Below are 26,145 nucleotides of genomic sequence, written 5' to 3' on the forward strand. Positions count from 1 at the left end.
CGTGACGGAACCACGGGAATTTTGACGGAGAGTATGGAAAAAAGTTGGTTCGGCCTGTTTCGGTTGACTTTTTTATAAAGAATCGATATATTGATACTATATAGTATCAATAAGTATCAACTGCGAGGTGGACAGAATGGATGGGGCACAGTTTGCCAAAATGCTTTCAGATAAGCATTTGTTTGAACTCAATCGGATGGAATACAAGTACTCGACTGTCAGCGTCAAAGAATTTGCCGAATTGCTGCGGCAAAACTTTGCGCAGCCTCTGCCGTTGACTGATTTTTCTGGAAATAAGCTGTTTTACCTGCCGAACCTCGCGCAAATTTCAACAAATGGTATGAAGCAGTTGCTCTCTGTCCCTGTCAGTGGACAAAACTTCGGTTTGTCGGCGATGACCGAGGAAATTTATGCTACTTTTCAAATTGAAAGTATCCGCTCGACCCGCAGCAGTATCCGTTATATCCTCGATGGTTATGCCCCTCGTGATGAACAAGAAGCCCGCATCTATGGTATGAAGCGCGGACTGGAGTTTATCGCGAATCGTCAGAATAGGATCACCGAGGAGAATCTGCATCACCTATATCAGATCAGCACAGGGGATTATCTCCCGGATGAAGAGCGATTACTGCCAAACCACTTTTATCGGCATGGCGAGGTTTTTATTGTGGGCGGTGAAGAACCCAGACCGGGACTTCCAGCAGAGCGGCTTCCCGGTGCCATGAAATGTCTTGTCGATTTTGCGAATGCCAATGACGGCATCAATGAGCTGCATAAGGCTGCCATTCTGCACTTTGCTTTTGCATACTACCACCCCTATTTTGACGGGAATGGACGCACTGCACGGCTATTCCACCTCTGGTATCTTGTTCAGCAGGGCTATCCTGCGGCACTGTTCACGCCGTTTTCCCGATACATCGCTGAAAACAAGGAGGCATATTACAAAGCCTACGAACGCGTGGAGAGAAATGCTCTGATTTCCGGCTATACGGATGTGACTCCCTTTCTGTTCTACTTCTGCAATGAGGTCTATAACCGCCTGCAGGTGGATGCAGTCCCGCCGAAAACTGATCTTGAGGTATATCAAACTGCTCTTGCGGAAGGAAAAATCACAGAAAAAGAACGGCTGCTCTGGGAGTATGTTCTGTCTGCTTATGGTGCAGAGGAGTTTACCACAAAGCAGCTGGAAAAGGATTTCCGAAACGCTGCGTATGCAACCATTCGGACGTTTGTGATGAAATTCCATGAGATGGGGCTGGTTACTGCAAGAAAAGCAGGAAACAGGGTGTTCTATCGTGTCGGTGGGACTTCTGACGGTCGGCCTAATGAATCCAAAAGGAGAACGTTATGAAAACGATTCGTGTTGTGGCCGCTGTGATCTGCGACTCCATGCAGGAAAAGCGCAAAATCTACGCCACTGCCCGCGGTTATGGCGACTATAAAGGCCAGTGGGAGTTTCCGGGCGGCAAAATCGAGCCGGGCGAAACCCCGCAGAAGGCTCTGAAGCGGGAAATCGAAGAAGAACTGGACACGGAAATCGCCGTGGAGGATTTAATTGGTACAATCGAGTACGATTATCCGGCGTTTCGTCTTTCCATGGACTGCTTCTGGTGTGAAGTGGTTTCCGGCGAGCTTGTGCTGAAAGAAGCGGAAGCTGCACGATGGCTGACAAAAGATGACATTGATTCCGTTCCGTGGCTCCCGGCGGATCGGACCATTTTGGATGTTATCAGAAGCTCAATGGTAAAGAAAAAGTGACTCACTTGAATTTTGCAGCATAATCTGACCATGGAACCGCACGAATAAAAACAATGCCCTCATAGTTGAGAGGATTCGTAAATCTTCTTGGCTATGAGGGCGTTTCATTCCACGGGGATTTTTATGTTACCGAACAATTGGAGATATCTCAGAGGGGACATCTACTATGCAGACATGGAGCCGCATATCGGCTCGGAACAGGGCGGGAAACGCCCTGTGGTAGTTCTGCAGAACAACATTGGAAACCGTCATTCGCCTACATTGATCGTTGCAACTGTTACCACCCGGACGGAAAAGAAGAAAAACCAGCCCACCCATGTGCTGGTGGATTTCAACCCGGCCTTTGAAGAACCGTCCATGATTCTTCTGGAGCAGATCTTCACGATCGATAAATCCCGCATCGAACGCTTTATGGGCTATGCCAGCAAGGCTGAAATGCTCCGCATTGATATGGCTTTGCTGGTCAGTCTGGCTCTGAATGTTCTGAGCGGAAACCGCAGCGAATAGCGGACAACCAGTAACCCGTAAAAATGAGGTGATAGTGATGTAATCGGAGGTGAGTGAGCCATGCGAAAGAGTGCCCCCATTGAAGTGGTGGTACATTACCCCAAAACGAAAGAGGGATGGGACGAACTCGGAAAACGGGTCGCAACCGCCCACGCCAACTATGTGATCGAAAAAATCGACCGTCTGAACTGCCCCACATGGCAGAAGCTCGAATTGCTGCAGGCGGTGATCGATACTACCAAAGGAACTTACAAACCCAAGGAACACCAAAAGCCCGGCTGGCAGCCGAGCCGATAAACAAAGCCCCACGCTCAACATATGCTTTTCTGCTCTGACCAGAGACGGTCAGATTCAGAGGCAGTGTTGAGCGTGGGGCTTTTTGTGCTACATAAGTCTTTTGAAATGCGGCTGACACAACAAAGCTGTTGATTGCTGGCAGCCAATATGGTATCCTATGGCATTGCATAACACTCAAAACAGTTTCACTTTTTGCTGAAAGAGCGTATCGAAACCGTCCTGATGGAGCAGCAGAAAAAGCTTTTTGAAAAGTAAAAGCTCTTGCGTCCCGTGAAAAAAGAAGGTAATATAAATACAGAGCAAGACACAGAACGCAGGGAGGGATGAAAACCATGTTTTACGAGATCATGCACCGGGAAAGCTGTGTGGCACAACTCAGCACGACAGGGGAATGCAGGATCTGCCTCGAGGATTTCATGCCCTATGATCTGGTTCTGGTGGAATCGGATGATTTTGACGAGCGCATCAATAATGTAACGAACTTTTACTATTGGTGCGCCTCCCGGATGTTGACGTTGGATCGCACCTACGCCAAGGAAATCCTGAACAGTATCGGTGCATCTCAGAGCGTTACGGACAGGGAACGAGCACAGATTGCGTTATCCTACCATTGTCTGTCTTTGCTGGATGTGTTCTGGGTGAAAGAAGAAAACGAGAAGATTCGATTCGAGGATATCAACCTTTTTGCACACTCCTTAAGCAATGCGCTTGTGGATATTGCGCTGCGGGGGCACCAAATGACGGTGACAAACGCCCATCTTCTGGCAAATGACCTGTCTACGGGCGGCTTGTACCCCAAAGCATGGGTGCGCAAAGAGGATGGATTCTATCTTTACAAGGATGGCGGCAGGGATGCGGTGGAACGTGAAGTGCTGGCAAGCAAAATCTGCCGGTGCTTTGACTGCCATCAGATACTGTATGAGCAGGGAATGTTTGAAAATGAGCCGGTTTCTATCAGCAAAATCATGACATCTCAGCGATACAGTCTTGTGACCTATGCAGCCTATGACGTCTACTGCACGAACCGTGATTGGAATACGCTGGATAAGATCTTAGAGCTGGATGCTCCCGGCTACTATATGATGAACATTCTGGATTATCTGGTGGGCAATACTGACCGTCATTGGGAAAATTGGGGTCTGCTGGTAGACAACGAAACCAATCAGCCCATCCGTCTGCATGACCTGATGGACTTCAACCGGGCGTTTCAGCAGTACGACACGCCAGAAGGCGCAAACTGTCTGACCGTGGGAAAACGCCATCTGAGCCAAAAAGATGCTGCAGTGGAAGCGGTGCGGAACATCGGACTGAACCAAGTCCGTCAGGTGGAGCACACCGTATTCTCCGAGCATCCGGCATGGAAAGCAACGTTTGAAGAACGACTGCGTGTTTTACGGAACGCCATGTAAGTCAGAGCAAATATCAGAATAATTGAAACAGAATGATTCCATAACGAAAGCCCGTCTGCGCTGCCACATATCGTGGCTTGCAGACGAGCTTTTTCGTTTGACCGGAGAAAAATTACCATACCTCACATGCGAAGCATAGATGGAAAATCGGAACCAAGGTTTTCCACCAGATGGCAAAAGCACTTCTGACTGATGGTCTTTTGTCCACTCTCCCAGCAGCGGATGCTTGTCCGGCTGACCTTTGCGTGGTCGGCAAGTTGCTGACGGTTCCAGCCTTTTGCCTCCCGGTATCTGCGGAGGAAGGCTCCTCCGCCCCGGTGCAGAAACAGGGTGTAGTCGTCCAGAATATCCTCCACCGGGATGCCGTAAAGGGCGGCGAGCTTGTCCGCAAGTTCGGGCGTGAAGCTGCGGTGAAATGCGCCGCTTTCCAGATCCCGATAGAGCCATTCCTCCATGCCCACCATGGCAGCAACCTCTTTTTGCAGCAGGTCAAGACCATAGCGGCACCAACGCAGACGGTCCCAGGGGTCCGGGATGCCGGCGTAAGAGTGGTACATACGGTAGAACGCCTGCGCCTCTACGGTAGTGCGGGGGCCTGCCAAAGTTACCTGCAAGATGTATAGAGGGGTTAGACCACAACCCTCACATGATACCTTTTGAAGTAGAAAAAGGTGACCGCTTTCCTGAGCCCAGAAAACCCATTTTGACGCATTTGCGCTGCTTTGAAAAATGAGTGGGTTCTCTTTTCCATCTGAAAGTGCGCCGGGGAGAGGATAGCATTTTCAATGCACCGGCTGGCGTAGGTGGAAAAGCGTGCCCGACGGGCAGAGTCGAAAGTATCCACTGCTTTCATCAGGCCGATGGTGCCGATGGAAATAAGGTCGTCCTGATCGCCGGGCAGGGCGTAGTATTTTTTTACGATGTGTGCCACCAGACGCAGATTGTGCCGGATCAGTTTTTCCCGTGCGGCAAGGTCACCGGCACGCAGTGCGGAAAAGGCTTCGGTTTCCTCCCGGGCAGAGAGGGGCCGCGGAAAGCTGCCGCTTTCCAGATGAAGCGCCAAAACCAGAAACTTTGTGGCAAAAAATTGCAGAAGAGATAAAAACATGCCGACCCCTCCCCATAGTATCATAAACGGTTACTGTAATTTATGAAGGAGGGCTTGCCTTTTTTCCGGACTCCGGGGAGAGCAGCTCTGCTTCGTTGTTTACAAAATACGGATATAGCAGCTTTGCGGAGCAATGCGCCTGTTACCCATATATTTTCCCCACGATCTTTCCTCGTGCTGCGGCAGGCAGGAGCTTGCACAAAAGGCTCAGGAATTTATACTGTGCACCGGCAACATAAACGACTGCCGGGTTCTTTTTCTCCACAATACCGGCGATGTACCGTCCAATGCGTGCCGGGTCCATGCCGTTTTGTTCGTCGTGCTCCATCTGACTGACGCTCCGGGAGATGCGCCCGCCGTATTCTTCATCGCCGAGAATGCTTTTCTGACGTGCTTTTGTAAATCCGGTGCAGATGTCACCCAATTCTACGACGGTAACATGGATGCCGTAGGGCTTGACTTCGTTTGCCAGAGCGTAAGAGTAAGAAGAAACGGCGGCTTTGCTTGCAGAGTAGAAGGTCTGGAACGGAATGTGCGCTACGGCAGCAACAGAGCTGATGTTCACAATATGCCCCTTCCCTTGATGGCGCATGAAGGGGAGAACTGCTTTATTTACAGTGACTGTCCCGAAAAAGTTCACATCAAACTGCGCTTTGGCTTGCTCCATGGACGTAAACTCCACCGCACCGGAAATGCCAAAGCCTGCACAGTTGATCACTGCATCAATTTTGGTCTCTTTTTGGATGACCTGCTGCACAGCGGCGTTGACCGCATCTTCATCGGTCACATCGACAGACAGATGGGTAACACCCTCCATAGGGATATTTCTGCGGCTGAACTCATAGACGATGCAGCCATTCTCTTTCAGAGCGGATGCCGTGCACCGTCCGATGCCGGAGCTTCCGCCGGTAACAATAACGACCTTGTTGTTTTCTCCCGCCATGATTTTCCTCCTGAAAATGTTGATCTGGTTCGAGTATACCGCATCGCAAGATGACTGTCTATACTGATAGCCGGATTGTGAAAAAGCACAGGGATCAACTTGCGCAAATTTTTACGCAGATTGGCCTCTCTTTTTTACACAGCCAATGCCAATTAGCGCTTGAAATCGAAATGCTGCGCAAGTATACTATACTAGCTATGCTGTACAAGCTTGATCAAAAATCAGTATGCCAGTTGACCATAAAAGACATACCAGAATTGAAGTGCGCGGCAGAATCAAAACTCTACGAGGATGAAAAGGAAATTCGATAGAAGGCTTACAGATGAAATCTACACTTCCGATACGGTAAGGCTGGGAAAAAATGCATTTCAGGCCATACGGGAGACGATCTATCATAATGGTGGTGTTTCGTTTCGCGGTGCATCGGGCGAGATGATTTTGCATCGTTTGGATTTAAAGAAAATTTTTATCTCGACAGGATCAGCATGCGATTCAAAAAACAAAGGAGAGATATTTTACTATGATCTACAAAAAGCAATACGGTCAACCGTTTGATACCGAAAGTGTAGTGGGTTCTTTTTTGCCCATGATGGAAACGATACCCTATCTGACCAAGGAGCCGGATGGCTTCTCCTATGCCATGGAACCGCAGGATGTCCTGTATGGTCTTGGCGAAAACGTCCGTGGTATCAACAAGCGCGGGTGGGTGTACGAAAGCAAATGCTCCGATGACGGCAACCATACCGAGGGCAAATCCTCGCTGTACGGTGCTTATAATTTTATGATCGTGTCCGGCAAGGATACATTTGGCTTTTTTATTGACTACCCGGGCAAGGTCACCTTTGACTGCGGCTACACCGACCTGGATACCTTACGCATCACGGTGGCCGAGGAAAATTACGATCTCTACATCATTGAGGGCGAGAGCCTGACCGATATTGTGCGCCAGTTCCGCCAGTTGGTGGGGCGCAGTTATATTCCGCCCAAATGGGCTTTTGGCAACGCCCAGAGCCGCTGGAGCTACATGAACGAGGACGAGGTCCGCGAGGTGGTGGCAAATTACCGTGCCAATCATATGCCGCTGGACGCTGTGGTTCTGGATATCGATTACATGGAGCGTTACAAGGACTTTACGGTGGATGCGCAGCGCTTCCCGCGCTTTGCGGACTTTGCCGCCGAGATGAAAGCGCAGGGCATTCATCTTGTCCCCATCATCGATGCAGCAGTCAAGGTCGAAGATGGATATGATGTGTACGAGGAGGGCGTGAAAAACGGCTACTTCTGCACGAATCAGGATGGCACCCCCTTTGTAGCCGGTGTGTGGCCGGGACGGGTACACTTCCCTGATATGCTCAACCCGGAAGCCCGTGCTTGGTTTGGCAGTCAATATAAAGTTCTGCTGGATCAGGGGATCGAGGGCTTCTGGAATGATATGAACGAGCCTGCTATCTTCTACGCAGAAGAAAGACTGAAAAAGACCTTTGCTCAAATTGAGAAATACAGCAAGCAAAACCTGGATATTTCCAGCTTTGGTGCTTTTACCGGCATGGTGGCAGGGCTTTCCAACAACGAAAACGATTATAAGCTGTTCTACCACAACACCAAACAGGGGCGTATGCGGCACGACAAGGTACATAATCTTTTTGGTTATAACATGACCCGTGCGGCAGGTGAGGCTTTCGAGCGGCTGGAGCCGGACAAGCGCATTTTGATATACTCCCGTTCGGCCTGCATCGGGATGCACCGGTATGGCGGCATCTGGACTGGCGACAACCATTCTTGGTGGAGCCACATTCTGCTTGCGCTGCACATGATGCCCTCCCTGAATATGTGCGGCTTCCTGTACGAAGGCCCCGACATTGGCGGCTTTGGCAGCAATACCACGGAGGATCTGGTGCTGCGCTGGTACGGCTTGGGCATCTTCTCTCCGCTGCTGCGGAACCACTCTGCCGACGGCACCCGCCGGCAGGAGCCCTACCGCTTTAAGAACAAGGCTGCCTTTGCCGGTATTTTACAACTGCGCTACCTGCTGCTGCCCTACATTTACAGCGAGTACATGAAAGCTGCCCTGCACGACGGCATGTACTGTATGCCGTTGGCGTTCGCCTTCCCGGAGGACGACTTTGCCCGCCGGGTAGAGGATGAGGTGATGATCGGTGAAAGCCTGTTGATCGCCCCGGTATATGAGCAAAATGCCCGAGGTCGGTATGTTTATCTGCCGGAGGAGATGCTGCAGGTGCGGGTAAAGTGCAGCGAAAGCAACCGCATGGAAACCAGCGTGCTGCCGGCAGGCCATCATTACATTCCGGTGGAGCTGGATGAAGTGGTGTTCTTTATGCGCAAGGGACACCTTCTGCCCCTTGCCAAGGACGGCAAAAAGATCCAGAGCGTTGCCGATGTGGACTTTGCAGATCTGCGCCTGCTTGCCTATGCTCCCGATGGTGCATCCTATGAATACTATACCGATGACGGCGAGACAAAGGATTATGATAAGCCGGAACATTTTGTGCATATCACGCTGGATGCGGATGAAAACGCAAAGTGCGATCGTGCTACGGTCAAAGTAGAAGGATAATCGTCAGTCATTACGCAGTTCCTACAGAGTGACAGCGTTTCAGCTTGAAATGCTGCCACTCTTTTTTGTTGTCTATATCACAGATAAAATAGCCATTCCATCTTGAAAACAGCGTAAAGATTTATTATAATAAGATAAATAGTTGTTGCTTTTGCAAAGGAGGGCTGAAGTATGGCAGCGCCGCGCACCTATCTGGCAATCGACCTGAAAAGCTTCTATGCCTCGGTGGAGTGCGTAGACCGCCATCTGGACCCTCTGACCACCAATCTCGTGGTGGCAGACGCATCCCGCACCGAAAAGACCATCTGCCTTGCGGTGTCGCCCTCCCTGAAGGCCTACAAGATACCCGGCAGAGCACGGCTGTTTGAAGCCGTTCAGCGGGTGAAAGAGGTCAACGCCCAGCGGCTGCAGACTGCCATCCGGCAGAAAAAGGCGGTCCGGGGAGAGGACGGCAGATACCACTTTGCCAGCACCTCTTTTGATGCCAGTGCCCTGAACGCAGACCCGGCGCTGGGGCTGAGCTACATCGTTGCGCCGCCCCGGATGCAGCGGTATCTGGACGTTTCCACTCAAATCTACAAGACCTACCTCAAATATGTGTCCCCGGCGGATATCTACCCCTACTCCATCGACGAGGTTTTCATTGATGTGACGGGCTATCTGCCCTATTATCACATGAGCGCCCACGAGCTTGCCATGACCATGGTGCGGGAGGTGCTGTACAACACCGGTATCACCGCAACGGCAGGCATCGGCACCAACCTCTACCTTGCAAAGCTGGCCATGGATATTGTGGCAAAGCATATCCCGGCGGACAAGGATGGTGTTCGCATTGCGGAGCTGGACGAGCAGTCCTATCGGTATCTGCTGTGGAACCACCGCCCGCTGACGGATTTCTGGATGACTGGCCCCGGCACCGTCAAACGGCTGGAAGCCCACGGCATCTACACCATGGGGGATTTGGCACGGTTTTCCATCCACGGAGAGGATCGTCTGTACGAGATTTTCGGCGTAGATGCAGAAATCCTTATTGACCACGCATGGGGCTACGAGCCCTGCGGCATAGAGCAAATCAAAAGCTACAAGCCCAGCACCAACAGCATCAGCGAGGGACAGGTGCTTTCCACTCCTTATCCGTATGATAAAGCAAAACTCATTGTCCGGGAAATGGCAGAAATCTTGATGTTCCGGCTCACCGAAAAGAAGCTGGTGACGGAATCCATCACCTTGGAGATAGGCTACGACCGGGAGAACGTGGACAAGGGCGGTTATCGTGGTCTGACCCAGACCGACCGCTACGGCAGAACCATCCCCAAGGCAGCTCACGGCACTATCCGGTTTGATGCGCCCACCAATCTGGGCAGCACCCTCATCAACGAAAGCGCAAAGCTGTTTGAGCGCATCACCGACCCGGCGCTGACGGTGCGGCGCATTACCATCAACGCCAACAAGGTCACGCCGGACGAGGGCATCTATCAGGTGGACTTTTTCACCGACACCAAGAAGCTGGAAAAGGAGAAAAAACTCCAGCAAGCCATGCTGGGCATCAAGAACAAGTACGGCAAAAACGCCGTGCTGAAAGCCAGCAGCTACGAAGAGGGTGCCACCATGCGCCAGCGCAACGCACAGATCGGTGGGCACAGCGCAGGAGGTTCGGATGGAAAACTACAAAAATAGTAAGATCGGACTGGAGACTGCCAAAAAGTACGGGGACATCCTAGAGATGGAGCGCCCCCGGACCGAAGAATCCCTCCGCAAGCACCCCCGCATGACTTTACAGAACCGGGCTAAGATCTTCTCGCCCTTCTCTCCGCTGCGGGGCTATGACGAGCAGCTTGCCGCAGAAAAGCAGCGCACCGAGCGGGTGACCAAGCGCATTTTGACCGAGGAAGAAATGTCAGCTCTGTCCGATCGGCTGATGCAGGTCACCAAGGGCATAACCATCACGGTGCGGTACTTCAAGGAGGATACCGCTCACCCGGAGGTTCCCGCAGTGGGCAGCTACCTCACCCTGACCGGAAAAGCAGACCGCATCGATCCGGTGTTCCGCACCCTGCAGGTGGGCGACACCGTGGTGCCCTTTGAAGATCTGGTGGAGGTCAGCGGGGAGGGTATCATGGACATTGATGCGTATCTGGGCATCGGGGAAGAATGAGACGGCAAAAAATACTGAAAGAGAGGTTTATTGGATACCTCTTCCGGTAAAATGACCTCAGAAGAAGCAAAACACACTTCAGACGGAGGAAAACACCATGGCAAACGGTGATTACGGCTATTTCGGCAAAGGCGACACGGGCTATGCCCAATACATGACGGCTTTCAACCGCAACTTCGGCGGTTCGTCTGGTGGCGGTGGCGGCGGCCACAACAATGGTGGCGGCAGTGGTGGAGACGGAAGCGGCTGCGGCTGCCTCATCGCCATTGCGGTGGTGGTCGTGCTGGTGCTCCTCGGCATGGGAAGCTGAGGGGCATTCCCATAGCACAAGGCTGTCTTACGTGATCCAGTCACAGAAAATATAACTAGGAAATGTTATCATATAGCCACAGGAAACACCAACAACATTCCGATGGAGGATTTGAATATGAAGGCAAAGTTTTATATCTGTGAGCACTGTGGCAACCTGGTCACCACCATCCACAACGCAGGCGTTCCGCTGGTCTGCTGCGGCGAAAAGATGAAGGAACTGCTCCCCAACACGGTGGAAGCCAGCGGCGAAAAGCATCTGCCGGTGGCAGAGCTTTCCGGCAGCACCCTCACGGTTACGGTGGGTGCGGTGGAGCACCCCATGGTGGATGTGCACCACATCCAGTGGCTCTTTGTGGAGACCGAAAACGGCGGACAGCTCCGCTATCTTACCCCCGGGCAGGCACCCAAGGCGGTGTTTGAGCTGGGCAGCGAAAAGCCGGTGGCGGTCTACGCCTACTGCAACCTGCATGGTCTGTGGATGACGAAACTTTAAGAAATAAACAGGCTCCTGCCAGTGGTTAAACGCTTGCAGGAGCCTGTTTTGGCGTGCAGCCAGAGGGATGATACCGGTGAATAGAATCGTCCCCGGAGAGTTGGAACAAGCCCTCCGGGGGCATTTTTGTTTTTCGGAAGCTTTTCCACAAGGGAAAATCATGGTATACTGGACCCAAAGCCATAAAATGGGAGGTACCGTTATGAAGTGGGGAATTTTAGCGACCGGCACCATTGCCAAAAAGTTTGCGTCTACGGTGGAACAGATGGGCGCAGAGGGGGAGCAGATTGTTGCCGTGGGGTCACGGCACATGGAAAGCGCACAGGCGTTTGCGCAGCAGTACGGCATCCCCCGCTGCTATGACTCCTACGAAGCCCTTGCCGCCGACCCGGAGGTGGAGGCCATCTATATCGCCACCCCCAACACCCTGCACTACGAAAACTGCAAGCTCTGCTTGGAGCAGGGCAAGCATGTTTTGTGCGAAAAGCCCTTTACCATCAGCCCGGAGCAGGCACGGGAGCTGTACCGTCTGGCAGAGGAAAAGCACCTCTTTCTCATGGAGGCATTCTGGATCTGGCTGCTGCCGCTGTACGACCGCCTGCGCGAGATTCTTGCGGCGGGCACCATCGGGGAGCTGAAGCAGATCACCTGTCAGTACGGCTTTGTTGCCTCCGGTGCCCGGAAGGATCGCAAGTTTGATTCCGGTCTGGGCGGCGGTGCGCTGCTGGATATCGGCATCTACAATCTGGGCTTTCTGCGCATCCTGACCGGACAGGACCCGGAGAAGGTGGAAACCAAAGAGGTGCACATCAACGAGTACGGCACCGACGATTACAGCCGCCTTGTGCTGACCTATCCCGGCGGCTGCAAGGCGGAGTCTGTCCAGACCATCGGGCAGGAGCTGGAGCGCAACGCCCGCATCGTTGGCACCAAGGGCAGTATTTTCCTGCCGGATTTCCAGCACGCCGAGACCATGACGCTGGAAGTGGAGGGCAAAGAGCCGGAGGTCATCCGCTGCCCGGTGGACATCAACGGCTTTGAGTACGAGATCCGGGAAGCAAGCCGCTGCGTCAAACTGGGGCGCACCGGCAGCGACCGCTACACCCCGCAGGACAGCCTTGCCTTGACCCGCCTGATGTACGACACCCGCATGAGCTGGGGCATGAAGTTTGCGGGTGAGGTGTAAGCACACACCTTGCCGCAAAGGGCTTTTTGCGTGCGGAGACTATGGCATACGGAGAGCGGCAACTCGGAATTGATATAAAAAAGAAGGACACATAGATGAAAACAGTGGTTCTTTATAATATTATTTCTTTTATCATCCTCGTTGCTTTGATTTTTGTCTTAAGGATTGTTAGTAAGAGTAATTTAAGACAATATCAACAACTTGTTATTAAAGTCATTGCAACTATTTTAATTGTTTGTGTGATAGCGTTCGTGCTTTTTATTGATGCAATAGCATTTGGCATTATAGGACCAGTTCAAGATTAACAATTCCAGTTTGACAAGGAAGTGCTTTGCATGAAAAAGCGTATATCAAGGATTCTCGGTTTAATAATGCTGATTATAGCTATTGCATTTATAGTGTTTGCATTGAACCATCCAGAAATGAGTTTTCCTTGGAACAATACCATTACTTGGTTACTGTATGGTTTATATATTCTTGTGACAGTCATGTTGCTTATTGCGCCTAAGACGAAGAAGTAAACAATTCGCGTTTGTGGAGCGAAGCGGAACAATGAAAGCCCCAGTGGGGCTTTTAAGTGACAGAACAGTCTTGCGTAGCAAGATGGAGGGGCCTCGCCCCGACAAGTTCGCGTTTGTGGAGCGAAGCAGAACAATGAAAGCCCCAGTGGGGCTTTCAAGCGACCGAACGGTCTTGCGGCAGCAAGATGGAGGGGCCTCGCCCCGATAAGTTCCAGCTTGCTGGGCAGACAGGTAACTGAAAAACACAAAATGAGGGAGCAGCCATGGTACTTTATTTTACGGGAACCGGCAACAGCCGGTATCTGGCGCGGCGCATTGCCGAAGGGTTGGAGATGCCGCTTTACGACCTGAACGCCTGCATCAAGGCAGGGAATACCGCCCCGGTGCAGACCGGGCGTGACGTGGTGCTGGTCACGCCTACCTACGCATGGCGTATCCCCCGGGTGGTGTCGGAGTGGCTGGGCAAGACCGCGCTGACCAGGGCAGAGCGTATCTGGTTTGTGATGGATTGCGGCAGCGAAATTGGCAATGCGGCAGGCTATAACCGGCAGCTTGCAGCGCAAAAGCAGCTGCAGTATATGGGCACAGCCCAGATCATCATGCCGGAAAACTATATTGCCATGTTCAATGCACCTCAAAAGGAGCAGGCACGGAGCATCGTGGAGCAGGCAGAGCCTGCGCTTCAGAAGGTGCTGGCGCAGCTCAAGGCCGGGCAGGAATTTCCTCCGCCGAGAGAGAACCTCTACGACCGCTTTATGAGCGGCCCGGTGAACCCGGTGTTCTATCGCTTCTTTGTAAAAGCCGATGCCTTCCGGGCAACGGACGCCTGCATCGGCTGCGGTAAGTGCGTGGAGTTGTGCCCCTTGAACAACATCCGTTTGGAAAACGGAAAGCCGGTCTGGGGCAAAAACTGCACCCATTGCATGGCGTGCATCTGCCACTGCCCCAAAGAAGCCATCGAGTACGGCAAAAAGAGCAAAGGCAAGCCCCGGTATCACTTTGAAGCACTGGAAAGGAAGCAGCAGGACGTGTGAAGGAGAGCGGAAATTAGATGAAGTTTTTGTACTTACATGGGTTGGGACAAAAACCAGACAGTTGGGACAGAGTAATAAAAGAAACGAAGGTCTCGGACAGCAGCGTCTGCTTGAGTTTGGCAGAGATGCTGGAGGACAAAGCGGCCACTTATGGGGAACTGTATGCTGCATTCTCAGGAGAGTGTGATAAGGAACATGATGAAATCGTCTTGTGCGGGCTTTCCTTGGGTGCTGTTCTGGCACTTAATTATGCGATAGACCATCCGAATAAAGTAAAGGCACTGGTGCTAATTGCAGCACAATATAAAATGCCTGAAAAGCTATTGAAGTTCCAGAATATGCTGTTTCGCTTTATGCCGAATACAATGTTCAAGCAATTTGGATTCAAGAAAGCAGATGTGATTAGCTTGTGCGGTACGATGACGGAATTGGATTTCAGGGATTCATTATGTAAGGTGTCCTGTCCGGCATTGATCGTTTGTGGGGAAAAGGACAACGCAAACAAAAAAGCCTCAAAGGAACTTGCCAGTTATTTGAGCGATTCCCACTTCCATGAACTTCTGAAAGCAGGTCATGAAGCAAACATAGAATCTCCGGAGGAATTGGCAACAGTGTTACAGGAATTTTATGATAATGTCGAATAAACTACGATTCATCAAAGAAAGAGGACTTTAAAATGAACATCGAAGAACGGGCAGCACAGGCTGCCGCATGGAAAGCTACTGGACAGTGCAACTGTGCACAGGCGGTGCTGAAGGCATTTGAGGACAAGCTGCCGGTGGATGCCGACACCCTGATGAAGCTGGGCGCAGGCTATGCCGCCGGCATGGGCTGCATGGAGAGCACCTGCGGCGCACTGATCGGCGCTGTGATGGTGGCGGGCATCGTCACCGACGGCAAGCGCACACCCCGCATTTCTAAGGAACTGCTGCAAAACTTTCAGGAAAAGTGCGGTGCTACCATCTGCAAGGATCTGAAGGGGATAGAGAACGGCGCACCGCTGTGCCCGTGCCCGGAGTGCGTCCGCAACGCTGTTCTGGCACTGGGCGAGGTGCTGGGAGAGTAAGATGAAGAAGATCTTGTTTGTTTGCCATGGCAGGATGTGCTGGAGGGGTGCACCGCCCTGCTGGAAGAGCTGCGATAAAAGGGAAAGGGGATGACGAAACGTTATTGCAAGGGCGAACGGTTTGCTGACCTGTCGTTTGCCCGGGAAGTCTTTGAAAGAATAAACCTATTGACATGGTGCGAAAATGGGTTTATACTATCCCCAACACAAGGAAGGGAGCGCAGACAGATGAAACATACAGCAGATGCCCGGCACAGACTACCCGGGCGAATGCGCTGCTCCCAGACAAATTCCCGGCAGACAGACTGAGAAAAAACAGGAAGATGCCGTTGTCTGGGAGAAGTGCCCGAACATACATCGTCACAATAAAAGGAGAACCGACAATGGCTGATTATAAACTGTGGAACGCACTGAAGAATGCTAAAAAATATCGCTGGGTGGAACTTTCTCACTCGCTGAACAACGAAAGCCCCTACTGGTCCGGCATCCCGGAAGGCTCTGTGGAGCTGGCAAAGACCGTGTGGGACTGGGGCAAGCCGGAACTGGAATGCCTGATCCAGACCTTCAAATTCCCCGGACAGTTCGGTACCCATATCGACTTCCCGGGTCACTTCATCAAGGGCAAAGCGCTGTCCGAAAAGTTTGATGTGAACGACCTGATTTTCCCGTTGGTGGTCATCGATATTTCTGAGCAGGCCAAGAAAGACCCCCGCTATGCTGTGACGGTGGAGGACATCAAGGCCTATGAAGCAAAGTACGGTCCTATCCCGGATGGTGCGTTGGTGGCTCTGCGCAGCGACTGGTATAAGAAGTGGCCGGATATGGATGCGCTGTCCGGCATCGACGCAGAGGGCAAAGAAAATGCTCCCGGCTGGTCGCTGGAAGCATTGGAGTATATCTACAAGGTGCGCAATGCCGCCGCCAACGGCCACGAAACGCTGGATACCGATTCCTCTGCGGTGGCGGAGGAAAAGGGCGACCTTGCCTGCGAGCGCTATGTTCTGGACAACGACAAGCTGCAGGTGGAGGTGCTTGCAAATCTGGATAAAGTTCAGCCTGCCGGTGCGGTAGTCATCGTTTCTTATCCCCGCATTGAAGGGGCAACTGGTCTGCCTGCGCGGGTCTGGGCTGTTACCGAATAAGAGCGGAGAAGTGGGAAAATGTCCTTTCCCCCTGCCACCAGCGCCATGCTGCATAACCTTTCCACCCTTGGCATCAGCCTGCGCAGCAGCCTCCTTTTTTAGTTCAGATGAATCGGCAAAAGCCTAGCCAGCAGCCCAGCAGGAAGAAGAGCAGCGCTTTACCCAGCACCGGCAGCCATAGACGCTTGCACAAGGTGGTATCCCACCGGTGGATGTTCTGCTTGGGGCAGGTGCCAACGCAGGCTTCACAGGCGATGCATTCCCCGCTGCGCAGGCTGGTTTCCTCCAGCTTCAGGCACACCGGGCACTGCTGTTTACAGGCATTGCAGCCCGGGATGCAGCCGTCGCTCTGCCGGTGCAGCCGCGCAAATGGCAGCACTGGCAGCAGGGCAAACACCGCTCCCATGGGGCAGAGGAACTGACAGAAGAACCGGGGCTGCACCGTCATACCCAGCAAAATGAGCACAAGCAGCCCGATGCCCACACCAAAGCCCTCCGGCGGCAGATGCAGAGCCGTCAGGCGGGAAAACACCTCCCACGGGCTTGCGCCGGTCAGCATCTTTTCCTGCCGGGTCACATACAGTGCTACCAGCCATGCCAGCAGCAGATATTTGACCTTCTGCCCCAAAAGCACCGCCCGCTCCGGCAGACGGAGCTGCTTTTTGCGGTGGAACAGCTTTTTTTGAATAAGCCCGGAAAGCGCCCAGACGGCATCGCCCAAGCTGCCGAAGGCGCAGGCGTACCCACAGAAAAAACGGTCGAAAAGCAGGGTGAAGCCGCACAGCCCCAGCAGGGAAAGTGTGAAGCTGTCCACAGAGAGCACCTCGCCTGCACCGATGTGCAGAAAGATCTGTTTTACCCCGGAAAACCCGGCCACGAATGCGCCCGGCATGGACACAAAGAAGAACAACTGCACCCCGGTGCGCAGCCATGTACGGCGCTTTTTGTCCCGCTGACGCTGCTGCGCCGCTGTTAAAGGCTTTGCCTGTGTTTTTTCCATCATCCTGCCGCCTTTCCCAGTGCGTTCTCTACCGCACCGATAAGTCCTTCTGCCGTGAGGGTAGCGCCGGAAACGGTATCCACCTCAGCAGACTGCACTGCCAGCATCTCGTCCAGCAAAGGCAGCGCCTGCTTATAGTAGGGCTTATCCTCGCCGGAAGCATCCAGCACCGCAATATCGGTCATTTTTCCGTTCTGGATAGTTACCGACACCTGAATGACATCGCCAAAACCATAGGCGCTGCCCTCATAGATGCCGTCCCGGTAGCCGCTCTGCTCTGCCTGTGCTGCGCTCTGCGCCTGCAAAACGGAAGCATTGTAGGCTTCAACTTCGGCAATTTCCTGCTTGCGCTGGCTTACCGCTGCCGCCCGGATCAGCGCCACCTGCTGGTATTGCCACAGTACCCCCAAAATTAGCAGCAGGTTCACCGCCCGGAGGAGAAAATTTTTGTATTTCATTCTGCTGCTCCTTCCGTTTCAGATTCAATCCCGGTCTCTTCCGGCGGCAGTGCCGGCTCGGATGTCGGCAGCACTTCCTCAGAAGATGCCGGTTCCGGTTCAGAGGATGCCGGTGCATCTGCCGGGAAAAGCTGCTGCCATACTTCCTTGAGCCACACGGGAACGGCGCTCTTTTCCTCCGGCTGCACCACCTCCACGGTGGGCGCGGTGACCGGCGTTTCCCCGGGCTCTGCTGCTTCAGACGGTGCGGTTACCTCTGTCGTCTCTTCCGATGCAGTCTGCTCCGGAGCGGTTTTCTCTGCCGGGGCAACAGCGGCCTTTGCCAGTGCCAGCTTGACTGCGTTCAGAATTCCGGTGGAGGAGTAGGTGGCGCCGGAAACAGTATCCACGTTGGGGCTTTGTCCCTCCAGAATGGCGGGGATGACCTGTTTTGCCCGGGAGAGATATTCCTCCTCGTCCTCGGCGCTCAGGATCGTGATATCGGTAATTTTATCCTCTGCCACCGTGACCTGCACTGTGATCTGCCCCTCAAAGCCCATGGCTTCGGCAGTGTAGATGCCGTCCAAGTAGATGGAGGGAGCCGTATATTCCTCCACCACAAGCGTTGCAGCGGGCTTTGGCTGGGGCGGCAGGGGATTGTTGACCACCTCGCCGGTCAGGGCGTTCTGCACTGCGCCCAGAATGCCCCGGCTGGTGTAGGTGGCCTCGGAAACGGCATCCACCTCCCAGCTCTGAGTCTCCACCACGGTGGTCAAAAGCCGCTTGGCACGCCGCAGAAACTGCTTGGTCTCGTGGGGTGCGTCCAAGATCTCCACCTCCGTGATGCTGCCGTTTTCCATGGTGACCTGTACTCGGACGGCACCGCCGTAGCCCCGGGAAGAGCCGACGTAAACGCCGTCGGCATAGGGCAGCTTGGGCAGGGTTTCTTCCTCCGCTTCGGAGGAAGCGGCTTCCACAGGCTGCTCCACCACGGTTGTCAGCTTTTCCGGCACGGCGGCCAGCACCGGAACGGTGCGGGGCAGGGCAAAAAGTACAGCTGCCGCTGCCGCCACCGTCGGGAAAAGCTGCACCAGCGGCAGCAGTGTATGGCATCGTTTTTTGTTCATTCCCACTCCTCCTGACACGGAAAAGCAAGGCCGCCTGATGCCAAGCGACCTTGCCGTTTTGTGTTATATTTTACAATAAATTAGGCAGTTTCCCGTGTATTCACAGCGCCACATTGACCGGCAGGACATACACGCCGTCGGCGGCGTAGAAGGTGATCTGAGTAATCGTTTTGCCGATGACGGATGCAAAGTAAGGATCATCGGCGTTGAAGCCCAGCTTGGTACCATGCCAGATGTTGGTCACATGATGCAGGCCGTACTCACTGCCATCGGCGGTGGTCAGAACTACGCCGTAGACCTTGTTGGCCTTGTAGTCCAGATCAAAACCGGAGATTTTCATCTCGTAGGTGGCATGGTGACCGTTGGTATTCAGCTCCACAGTGGTGCCCTCTACGGTGGTCTCGGTGGCGTGGACCTTGCCAAACTCCCACTTGCCGCTCAGCAGGTTATACCATGCGGTGATGTAGTAGGCAGGGGTCTCACTGAGCTTGTAGTAAGCGTAGCTCTCGTTCTCAAACAAGGCATCTGCGCCGGTGTAGGTGGTGGTGGATTCCTTGCCCTTCAGGGTAACGGTAATGTCGTAGCTGTCGGCATCGGTGACCTGCTTTGCATTCTTCAGCGCCCACGGGGTCAGCACCTTGACCGGGAAGGAAACGCCGGTGATGTCGGTGCCATCTGCGTTGACGTGGTAGGAACCGGCGGCAAGGTTGCCCGCACGGGTCTTGTTCCTGGTGGCGCTGGTCACAGCGTCAATCTCAGATGCGTTGTCCACGCCGGCAGCCTTGTAGAAGTCGGCGTAGGGGATGTTCATCTGGACATAGCTGGAGGTCAGGCAGTTTTCCTGTTCCACCTCTTCCGCAGCGAAAGCCGGGACTGCCACAGCGCATACCAGCATAGCGGCCGCAAGTGCACCTGCAAATACTTTTTTCAATCTCATGGTAACACACCTCTATCTCAGTTTTGAAAAGATAGTTAGCTCTGCCTAACAATTGGCGCAAAAAATACAGGGGAAAAACCCCTCAGATGGTTAGGCAAAACAAATTTTCGATGTAAAAATAGCACTCCCACCGGGCGTTGTCAAGTAGAAACCGGAAAGTTTGCAGAGGTGAATTTTCGATGCAGGAAACGATCTGCATCCTCTATACCGCAAAGCCCTTGACCTTTTTGCCGGAGCGCAGTATACTTTTTGCGGAGTTAGCCATGAATAACCGCAAGGAGGTACTACATGATACAAGACGCATTCTGGGGGATCCTAATTCCCTTTCTAGGTACAAGCCTTGGGGCAGGCTGTGTGTTCTTTTTAAAAAACTCTCTGCGCGACGGCATCCAGCGGGCGTTGACCGGCTTTGCTGCCGGGGTCATGGTGGCGGCATCGGTGTGGAGTTTGCTGATCCCGGCCATGGAGCAGGCTGCAGATCTGGGCAGGCTGGCGTTTTTCCCGGCGGCGGTGGGTTTCTGGCTGGGCATCCTGTTTTTGCTGCTGCTGGACCATCTCATCCCGCATCTGCACCAGAACAGTTTGCAGGCCGAAGGGCCAAAAAGCCAGCTCCAGCGCACCACTATGATGGTTCTGGCGGTGACGCTGCACAACATCCCGGAGGGTATGGCAGTGGGCGTAGTCTATGCCGGATACCTTGCCGGAACGGCTCAGATCACCGCCGCCGGGTCGCTGGCACTTTCCCTTGGCATTGCCATCCAGAACTTCCCGGAGGGTGCTATCATCTCCATGCCACTACGGGCGGAAGGAATGAAAAAAGGCCGGGCGTTCTGGGGCGGCGTACTGTCCGGCATCGTAGAGCCCATCGGGGCAGTGCTGACGATTCTGGCGGCAGGCATCGTGGTGCCTGCTTTGCCCTATCTGCTCAGCTTTGCTGCCGGAGCCATGCTGTATGTGGTGGTGGAGGAACTGATCCCGGAAATGTCGCAGGGACAGCACTCCAACGTTGGTACGGTATTTTTTGCGGTGGGCTTCAGCGTGATGATGGTGCTGGATGTGGCACTGGGGTGACGGTTGGGGGTTCCCGAAAGCGAAATCTCTCTCGGAATACCCGAAAATGTCTAAACTCCTTGACAGAGGCAACAGCAGGGCGTATTATTTTGGCAGAAAGACCGCTGAGAAGCGGCTTTTTATAGAACAAAAAGTTAGCTTTACCTAACTTGCGGCACGAGGAATTGCTGGCCTGTCATCCGGTGCAGTGGGCGCATCGGGTAAAAAGTATTGCATTGTGAACGGTAAACAGAAAGAGGGTGGCGTTATGTCCTTTTTTGAAAACACCCGAAAGCCCGTAGGCCTTGGCGGGAAGATCATGGTTGCTATGATGAACTTTGGACACAGCGCAATGGCAGAATGGGGGCTGCGCTTTTTACAGCCTGCCCCGGATGCCATGGTGCTGGACTGCGGCTGCGGCGGTGGAGCGAACATTAAAACGCTGTTGAAACTGTGCCCCAACGGCAAGGTGCAGGGCATCGACTACTCAGCCGTCAGCGTGGAAAAAGCGCGAAAAGTCAATGCCAGAGCCATTGCGGCAGGACGGTGTACCGTGCAACAGGCAAGTGTGGCAGAGCTGCCGTTTGAAGCGGAGCAGTTTGATGTGGTGACCGCCTTTGAAACGGTCTACTTCTGGCCGGAACTTGCGCAGAATTTCAGAGAGGTTTATCGAGTGCTGAAGCCCGGCGGGGTCTTTTTCATCTGTAACGAAGCGAACGGCGAAACGACAAAAGACGACAAATGGACGAAAATCATCAATGGTATGACCATCTATACGGACACTGCACTGAAAGCGTATCTGGAACAAGCAGGATTCTGTCAGATCCAGAGCCACAAAAATAAAAAAGGCTGGCTGTGCGTTACGGCGCAAAAGCAGTGAAGTAGTGTAAAGAGGACGGAGCATGGAACGAAAAGAAGCAATCCGCAGTGCCTATCGGCTGACAGGCGGCAACAATTTTTATGATGGTATGATCACCTGCTCCACCCTGAGCGGGAAAGCGGTGTGCCGTCTGGTGTGGGACATGAACAAGGTGGAAAACGATGCCTATCTGGAAAAGGCACTGTCCGGTATCCCGGAGCATTTTTCCGGCAAGCTGCTGGAGGTGCCGGTGGGCACCGGCATTCTGACCATACGATAAAACCAAAGGGAGTTCTGCCTGGACCTTCGTCCGTGACGGAACTCCCCTTTTTTAGCTTTATAGAAAAACCATAAGTCATCTGCCACGGTCAGTGGAGCAAAAACCACACACCCAGCAGGATCGCAAGGAAGATCAGGTTGGACAGGGTGAACAGCCCAAAATACTGCTTCTTTCCCTGTGGCAGCTCCCGTGCGATCTGCCGGTAGGAAATAAGACTGGCCATGGATGCGATCAAAGTGCCAAGACCTCCCAGATTGGTGCCGATGATGAGGGCTTGTGTCTCTGCCGTGAACCCGGACAGCAGCAGGGCGGCGGGAACATTACTGGTGACCTGCGAAGCAAGAACCGCCACAAGAACTTCCCGGCCGGTCAGAAACTCCTGCAGCCAGCCGGAAAAGGCCGGAATGCGCCCCAGATTGCCAATAAAGATGAAAAAAGCCACAAAGGTCAAAAGCAGGGAATAGTCCACTGCCCGTAAGGTGTGCGGGTCTGCAAAAAGGGCGCAGACGAGTACAGCGGCAAAGGCAATGCCATAAGGCAACACCCGGATCACGGACAGCAGGCAAACGGCAAACAGAACCAGATACAACAGGATGATCTTCTGATCTCCCTGAGATGCAGAAGAAGAAACAAGCTCGTCCACGGAGAGGGCATCAGAGGCTTTCCGGCAGACCAGCGCTGCCCAAGCCAGCAGCAGGAGCAGAGAGACCAGGGTGTAGGGCAGCATAAGAAGAACAAATCCCCCGATGCTCATGCCGCTTTTTCCGTAAAGATAGAGGTTCTGCGGGTTGCCGATGGGGGTCAGCATACTGCCAAGGTTTGCCGCAATGGTCTGCATACAGACCACCGGGATCAGAAGGGAGCGGCGGACATCCGCTCCCAGACGGCTCAGGACCACGAACGTAAAGGGGACGAAGGTCAGCAGGGAAACATCGTTGGTGATGAACATGCTTCCGAAAAAGCACAGCCCGACCAGTACCAGCGTCAGCTGAAAGGTGCTGTGGGTACGGGACAGCAATGCCCGGCCCAGTCCATCAAAAAAGCCCTGCCGCCGCAGCCCGGCCATGACCGTCATCAGGGAAAACAAAATCGCCAGCGTGCGCAGGTCGATGTAGCCGAGATACTGCGCATCCGGCAGAACAAAGAAGGCGGAGACAACGGCCAGCACAGCGGCTGCGGTGAGGACCGTTTCCTGCTGAATGAATTGTTTGAGTAGTTTCATAGAGACACATCCTTGTAATTGTAAAGGCAGCCCTGCTGCGATGCCGGGCGGCCTTTTTCCGTATTTCAGAGCAGCAGCTCAAACGACCCGATCATCAGCGGCATTCTTCAATGTGGAAGATCGCTACTTTCCCGAAGAACGGATTGCAAGTGCGTGCAGCTTCCGGCTCAAATCGGCCAGACACCATGCGATTGCCATACCGCCGGCAATTCCAAGAGCGGCCAGAAAGGTCTGCTCTCCGAAATGCTCTGCAGCAGACAAATCATTGGAGACGACTGCGTTCATGCAGTAGTAGAGGGTGCTTCCGGGAATGAGGGGAATGGCAGCGGTGATGAAGAAAGGCGTAGAGGGTGCATTGCAGCATCGGGCAAGAATTTCGGCATACAGAGCGGCACAGAAACCGGCCAACAGATTGGCAAGAAAGACGCTGTGCAGGGTGTTGGCGGCAAGAAGATAAGCCAGCCATGCCAGAAGTCCGCCTACACCGGCGGCGGGTAAGTAGCGCCGGTTCAGATTGAAGATCAGTCCGAAACCGACCGAACCAAGGGCAGCACTGAGCAACTGCGAAAAAACCTGTATCATGCGGAAATTCCTCCCATCAACCAGATGGCGGCCATCATGCCGAGTGCAAGGGTGGCGGCCATCAGAATGGCTTCCACCAGCCGAAGAGAGCCGGAAATAATGTCCCCAAGTAAGATGTCCCGGATGGAATTTGTCAGCATGATGCCGGGAATCAGCAGCATGATGATACCAATCAGAACTTTATCGGCATGAAACTGCATCCCAAAGCGGCAGAGCAGCAGAGTGGAGACACCGCTGAGAAATGATGCTATAAACTGAAATTCTACGCCATTCATACAAAAAGGCGAGAGATAGCGCTCCATCCAGCAAATCAGAACGGCAATGCCGCCGGCCAGCAGGCCGTCCCAGAGATTTCCACCAAAGAAGATGGCAAAACTGGAAGCAGCCAACACACTGCCGGCAAGATGCAGTCTTGGGTCCGGATGCTGTGCCAGAATGGCATTCAGCTGGCGCTGAAACTCTTCTATGGAAGGAGGCGCTGTGCAGATACGGCGGCTGAGCGCATTGAGCTTTTCCAATGTCAGCAGGTCATTGCTGGCAGCGTGACGCAGGCGGCGGGTCTCGGTCTGCGGCGGCAGCGAGGGCATGGTAAGCGTGACCACGATGCTGGATGTGATCACGAATACATTCACATCTTCTGCCCCATAGGCGATTGCGATCCGGTTCAAAGTGTCCTCAACGCGGAATACTTCTGCGCCGCTGTTTTGTAAAGCTTCGCCCATTCGGACCAGAATGTGGAGAAAATGACTGATCTCGGTCTCTTCCACAATATCACGCTCTTTTCATCTCGGTTTCTACATTATTATAGCGGGTGGACCGGCAGAACGCAAGACGCTGCAAGGACAGAGAGACTTTTTGATAACTGCATTGTTTACGCGGGCAATGGATCGCCTGGTTCTGAAAAAACGGCTTGCATCCGTTCTGTCACAGCGAAAGACTACGATTGGAGAAGAAAAAATTGAATCCAGTGCAAACGATTTTGCCGAGAATTGCATGAAATATTATAAAAGTATTATTCTTTTGTGAATTTTAGCACTCTACTATTGACACTGCTAATAAACAGTGTTATAACAGTGGCGTGCTCAGGAGAAAGGGGCATGAGGGAACCGCAAGGCTCCCGGGAAGACTCCGCTTCTGATGCACGATCTTGATTTTATGCCCGACCCGAACGCCGGGATTGGAGGGTTGTTTTATGTTTATGCCTGCTGTTTTCCATGAAAATCTGTTCGATGATTTCTTTGATCCGTTCTGGAACGACGGTGCGCTGGAGCGTGCAATGAATCGTGAAGAGCGTGAGACCTTCGGCAAGCGCGGCGCAAACATGATGAAAACCGATGTGAAGCAGACCGCCGATGGCAACTATGATGTGGCTGTTGACCTGCCCGGCTGCAAGAAGGAAGACGTTCAGATGGAGCTGAGTGACGGCTACCTGACCATTCAGGCCGTCCGCAACCACTCCAATGACGAGAAGGACAACAATGGCCGTTATCTGCGCCGTGAGACCTTCTCCGGTACCTGTGCCCGCAGCTTCTATGTGGGTGATGCCGTGAAGAAGGAGGACATCCACGCAAAGTTCGAGGATGGCATCCTGCACATCGTACTGCCCGCACCGCAGCAGCAGAAGGCTCTGCCTGCGAATCCCAATCTCATTGAAATCGAATAATGTTTGTGCATCGGTGTGAGGAACACCGGCGCATAGAACCAACCCCCGGAGAACCGTAAAAAGCTCTTCGGGGGTTTTTGTATTCTGACATCTTTTCGGAAGTGAAAAAGCGTGGTACCCACAACACCGACACACAAGAGGACGCAGCAGTCAATCTTTTTGAAACCGCCGTCAAACACGCATAAAAGCGAAAAGAACCCGCTTTCAACATCAAATTGAAGTGAAAGCGGGTTCTTTATTGAAGTGACACCAAGTTGTCACAAAATCACATTTTCAGAAGGTCTGTGCATCATATTTATAGCGATATTTCGCCGTAAATTCGTTTCTACTTGATGGGATGAATTATTTCCGACTTGTCAGCCGGTTGAGCAGCATCACAGCCAGGACAATGATACCAATGACGAGAAGAATGCCGACCATGCCGATGAGCATCATGGGCAGGGTGGTCATCCACGAAGAAAGATGAAGCATAAGTGTACCTC

General features: G+C 53.1%; 31 protein-coding genes. 20 read left to right on the forward strand and 11 right to left on the reverse strand.

The features are described 5' to 3' along the window. Positions 1–136: 136 nt before the first annotated feature. The 5 genes from GKG36_RS00520 (at position 137) to GKG36_RS00540 (ending at position 3,971) form a co-directional block, all read left to right on the forward strand. Complete coding sequence (locus GKG36_RS00520; RefSeq protein WP_154258552.1) at positions 137–1,351, forward strand: Fic family protein; 1,215 nt, start codon at positions 137–139, stop codon at positions 1,349–1,351. After that, positions 1,348–1,758, forward strand: a complete 411-nt coding sequence (locus GKG36_RS00525; protein ID WP_154258554.1) for a (deoxy)nucleoside triphosphate pyrophosphohydrolase — start codon at positions 1,348–1,350, stop codon at positions 1,756–1,758. The genes GKG36_RS00520 and GKG36_RS00525 overlap by 4 nt, the downstream gene beginning before the upstream one ends. A gap of 123 nt (positions 1,759–1,881) precedes the next feature. Beyond that, a complete protein-coding gene (locus tag GKG36_RS00530) occupies positions 1,882–2,265 on the forward strand; it encodes a type II toxin-antitoxin system PemK/MazF family toxin (RefSeq protein WP_097782050.1) in 384 nt (127 codons plus the stop codon). A gap of 60 nt (positions 2,266–2,325) precedes the next feature. Then, positions 2,326–2,562: a hypothetical protein gene (locus tag GKG36_RS00535; protein WP_005922522.1), complete on the forward strand. Its 237-nt coding sequence runs from the start codon at positions 2,326–2,328 to the stop codon at positions 2,560–2,562. Positions 2,563–2,894: 332 nt separating this feature from the next. Continuing rightward, on the forward strand, positions 2,895–3,971 hold the full coding sequence (locus tag GKG36_RS00540; RefSeq protein WP_347563244.1) for a hypothetical protein: 1,077 nt from the start codon (positions 2,895–2,897) through the stop codon (positions 3,969–3,971). Between the two features lie 122 nt (positions 3,972–4,093). Here GKG36_RS00540 and GKG36_RS00545 read toward each other — a convergent pair whose 3' ends face one another. The 3 genes from GKG36_RS00545 to GKG36_RS00555 form a co-directional block, all read right to left on the reverse strand. Continuing rightward, on the reverse strand, positions 4,094–4,528 hold the full coding sequence (locus GKG36_RS00545; RefSeq protein ID WP_097774722.1) for a helix-turn-helix transcriptional regulator: 435 nt from the start codon (positions 4,526–4,528) through the stop codon (positions 4,094–4,096). Between the two features lie 71 nt (positions 4,529–4,599). Next, positions 4,600–5,079 (reverse strand): sigma-70 family RNA polymerase sigma factor, encoded by a 480-nt coding sequence (locus tag GKG36_RS00550; protein ID WP_243145065.1) that lies wholly within the window; start codon positions 5,077–5,079, stop codon positions 4,600–4,602. A gap of 142 nt (positions 5,080–5,221) precedes the next feature. After that, positions 5,222–6,022: an SDR family oxidoreductase gene (locus GKG36_RS00555; protein ID WP_154258559.1), complete on the reverse strand. Its 801-nt coding sequence runs from the start codon at positions 6,020–6,022 to the stop codon at positions 5,222–5,224. 520 nt (positions 6,023–6,542) lie between these two features. On the opposite strand from GKG36_RS00555, the gene GKG36_RS00560 reads away from it, so the two are divergent. The 11 genes from GKG36_RS00560 to GKG36_RS00615 all read left to right on the forward strand — a co-directional run bounded on the left by GKG36_RS00560 (position 6,543) and on the right by GKG36_RS00615 (position 16,506). After that, positions 6,543–8,597: a TIM-barrel domain-containing protein gene (locus GKG36_RS00560; RefSeq protein WP_154258561.1), complete on the forward strand. Its 2,055-nt coding sequence runs from the start codon at positions 6,543–6,545 to the stop codon at positions 8,595–8,597. Between the two features lie 171 nt (positions 8,598–8,768). Continuing rightward, positions 8,769–10,274, forward strand: coding sequence for a DNA methylase (locus tag GKG36_RS00565; RefSeq protein WP_154258563.1), 1,506 nt, complete (start codon positions 8,769–8,771; stop codon positions 10,272–10,274). Further along, complete coding sequence (locus tag GKG36_RS00570; RefSeq protein ID WP_154258565.1) at positions 10,255–10,752, forward strand: hypothetical protein; 498 nt, start codon at positions 10,255–10,257, stop codon at positions 10,750–10,752. Before GKG36_RS00565 ends, GKG36_RS00570 begins: the two co-directional genes overlap by 20 nt. A gap of 97 nt (positions 10,753–10,849) precedes the next feature. Next, entirely contained in the window at positions 10,850–11,062 is a 213-nt protein-coding gene (locus tag GKG36_RS00575; protein WP_154258567.1) for an HFLK protein, read from the forward strand. Between the two features lie 117 nt (positions 11,063–11,179). Further along, on the forward strand, positions 11,180–11,557 hold the full coding sequence (locus tag GKG36_RS00580) for a desulfoferrodoxin family protein (RefSeq protein WP_097782544.1): 378 nt from the start codon (positions 11,180–11,182) through the stop codon (positions 11,555–11,557). A gap of 202 nt (positions 11,558–11,759) precedes the next feature. After that, positions 11,760–12,743 (forward strand): Gfo/Idh/MocA family oxidoreductase, encoded by a 984-nt coding sequence (locus GKG36_RS00585; protein ID WP_154258569.1) that lies wholly within the window; start codon positions 11,760–11,762, stop codon positions 12,741–12,743. Positions 12,744–12,838: 95 nt separating this feature from the next. Then, a complete protein-coding gene (locus tag GKG36_RS00590; RefSeq protein ID WP_154258571.1) occupies positions 12,839–13,048 on the forward strand; it encodes a hypothetical protein in 210 nt (69 codons plus the stop codon). Between the two features lie 479 nt (positions 13,049–13,527). Then, a complete protein-coding gene (locus GKG36_RS00600; protein ID WP_154258572.1) occupies positions 13,528–14,298 on the forward strand; it encodes an EFR1 family ferrodoxin in 771 nt (256 codons plus the stop codon). A 17-nt stretch (positions 14,299–14,315) separates the two neighbouring features. Beyond that, positions 14,316–14,942: an alpha/beta hydrolase gene (locus GKG36_RS00605; protein WP_154258574.1), complete on the forward strand. Its 627-nt coding sequence runs from the start codon at positions 14,316–14,318 to the stop codon at positions 14,940–14,942. A 32-nt stretch (positions 14,943–14,974) separates the two neighbouring features. After that, complete coding sequence (locus tag GKG36_RS00610; RefSeq protein WP_154258576.1) at positions 14,975–15,364, forward strand: C-GCAxxG-C-C family protein; 390 nt, start codon at positions 14,975–14,977, stop codon at positions 15,362–15,364. A gap of 383 nt (positions 15,365–15,747) precedes the next feature. Further along, entirely contained in the window at positions 15,748–16,506 is a 759-nt protein-coding gene (locus tag GKG36_RS00615) for a cyclase family protein (RefSeq protein ID WP_097774736.1), read from the forward strand. Positions 16,507–16,609: 103 nt separating this feature from the next. Here GKG36_RS00615 and GKG36_RS00620 read toward each other — a convergent pair whose 3' ends face one another. From GKG36_RS00620 to GKG36_RS00635, 4 genes are all read right to left on the reverse strand, one after another. Continuing rightward, complete coding sequence (locus GKG36_RS00620; protein ID WP_154258578.1) at positions 16,610–17,509, reverse strand: 4Fe-4S binding protein; 900 nt, start codon at positions 17,507–17,509, stop codon at positions 16,610–16,612. Next, positions 17,506–17,964, reverse strand: coding sequence for an FMN-binding protein (locus GKG36_RS00625; RefSeq protein ID WP_154255819.1), 459 nt, complete (start codon positions 17,962–17,964; stop codon positions 17,506–17,508). The genes GKG36_RS00620 and GKG36_RS00625 overlap by 4 nt, the downstream gene beginning before the upstream one ends. Further along, the gene (locus GKG36_RS00630; RefSeq protein ID WP_154258580.1) at positions 17,961–19,070 is read right to left on the reverse strand and encodes an FMN-binding protein; all 1,110 of its coding nucleotides are present in this window, start codon (positions 19,068–19,070) and stop codon (positions 17,961–17,963) included. Before GKG36_RS00630 ends, GKG36_RS00625 begins: the two co-directional genes overlap by 4 nt. A 100-nt stretch (positions 19,071–19,170) precedes the next feature. Then, the gene (locus GKG36_RS00635) at positions 19,171–20,007 is read right to left on the reverse strand and encodes a hypothetical protein (RefSeq protein ID WP_097774739.1); all 837 of its coding nucleotides are present in this window, start codon (positions 20,005–20,007) and stop codon (positions 19,171–19,173) included. A 288-nt stretch (positions 20,008–20,295) separates the two neighbouring features. Between GKG36_RS00635 and GKG36_RS00640 the strand changes: the two genes are divergently transcribed. From GKG36_RS00640 to GKG36_RS00650, 3 genes are all read left to right on the forward strand, one after another. Then, positions 20,296–21,078, forward strand: coding sequence for a ZIP family metal transporter (locus tag GKG36_RS00640; protein ID WP_154258582.1), 783 nt, complete (start codon positions 20,296–20,298; stop codon positions 21,076–21,078). Positions 21,079–21,325: 247 nt separating this feature from the next. Next, positions 21,326–21,937, forward strand: a complete 612-nt coding sequence (locus GKG36_RS00645; RefSeq protein ID WP_154258584.1) for a class I SAM-dependent methyltransferase — start codon at positions 21,326–21,328, stop codon at positions 21,935–21,937. A 22-nt stretch (positions 21,938–21,959) separates the two neighbouring features. After that, a complete protein-coding gene (locus GKG36_RS00650) occupies positions 21,960–22,196 on the forward strand; it encodes a hypothetical protein (protein ID WP_243139131.1) in 237 nt (78 codons plus the stop codon). 88 nt (positions 22,197–22,284) lie between these two features. On the opposite strand, the gene GKG36_RS00655 is transcribed toward GKG36_RS00650, so the two are convergent. The 3 genes from GKG36_RS00655 to GKG36_RS00665 all read right to left on the reverse strand — a co-directional run bounded on the left by GKG36_RS00655 (position 22,285) and on the right by GKG36_RS00665 (position 24,767). Then, positions 22,285–23,418 carry an SLC13 family permease gene (locus GKG36_RS00655; RefSeq protein WP_154258586.1) on the reverse strand — a complete coding sequence of 378 codons (1,134 nt, stop codon included), beginning with the start codon at positions 23,416–23,418 and terminating at the stop codon, positions 22,285–22,287. A 123-nt stretch (positions 23,419–23,541) separates the two neighbouring features. Beyond that, a complete protein-coding gene (locus GKG36_RS00660; RefSeq protein WP_005939716.1) occupies positions 23,542–24,000 on the reverse strand; it encodes a threonine/serine exporter family protein in 459 nt (152 codons plus the stop codon). Continuing rightward, positions 23,997–24,767 carry a threonine/serine exporter family protein gene (locus GKG36_RS00665; RefSeq protein ID WP_005939719.1) on the reverse strand — a complete coding sequence of 257 codons (771 nt, stop codon included), beginning with the start codon at positions 24,765–24,767 and terminating at the stop codon, positions 23,997–23,999. Before GKG36_RS00665 ends, GKG36_RS00660 begins: the two co-directional genes overlap by 4 nt. A gap of 425 nt (positions 24,768–25,192) precedes the next feature. Between GKG36_RS00665 and GKG36_RS00670 the strand changes: the two genes are divergently transcribed. Continuing rightward, a complete protein-coding gene (locus GKG36_RS00670) occupies positions 25,193–25,663 on the forward strand; it encodes an Hsp20/alpha crystallin family protein (protein ID WP_005939725.1) in 471 nt (156 codons plus the stop codon). Between the two features lie 342 nt (positions 25,664–26,005). On the opposite strand, the gene GKG36_RS00675 is transcribed toward GKG36_RS00670, so the two are convergent. Beyond that, positions 26,006–26,134 carry an oxaloacetate decarboxylase gene (locus GKG36_RS00675; RefSeq protein ID WP_154258588.1) on the reverse strand — a complete coding sequence of 43 codons (129 nt, stop codon included), beginning with the start codon at positions 26,132–26,134 and terminating at the stop codon, positions 26,006–26,008. Positions 26,135–26,145 lie beyond the last annotated feature (11 nt).

Origin of the sequence: Faecalibacterium sp. BIOML-A1, assembly GCF_009679715.1 — a bacterium.
Taxonomy (GTDB): domain Bacteria; phylum Bacillota; class Clostridia; order Oscillospirales; family Ruminococcaceae; genus Faecalibacterium; species Faecalibacterium taiwanense.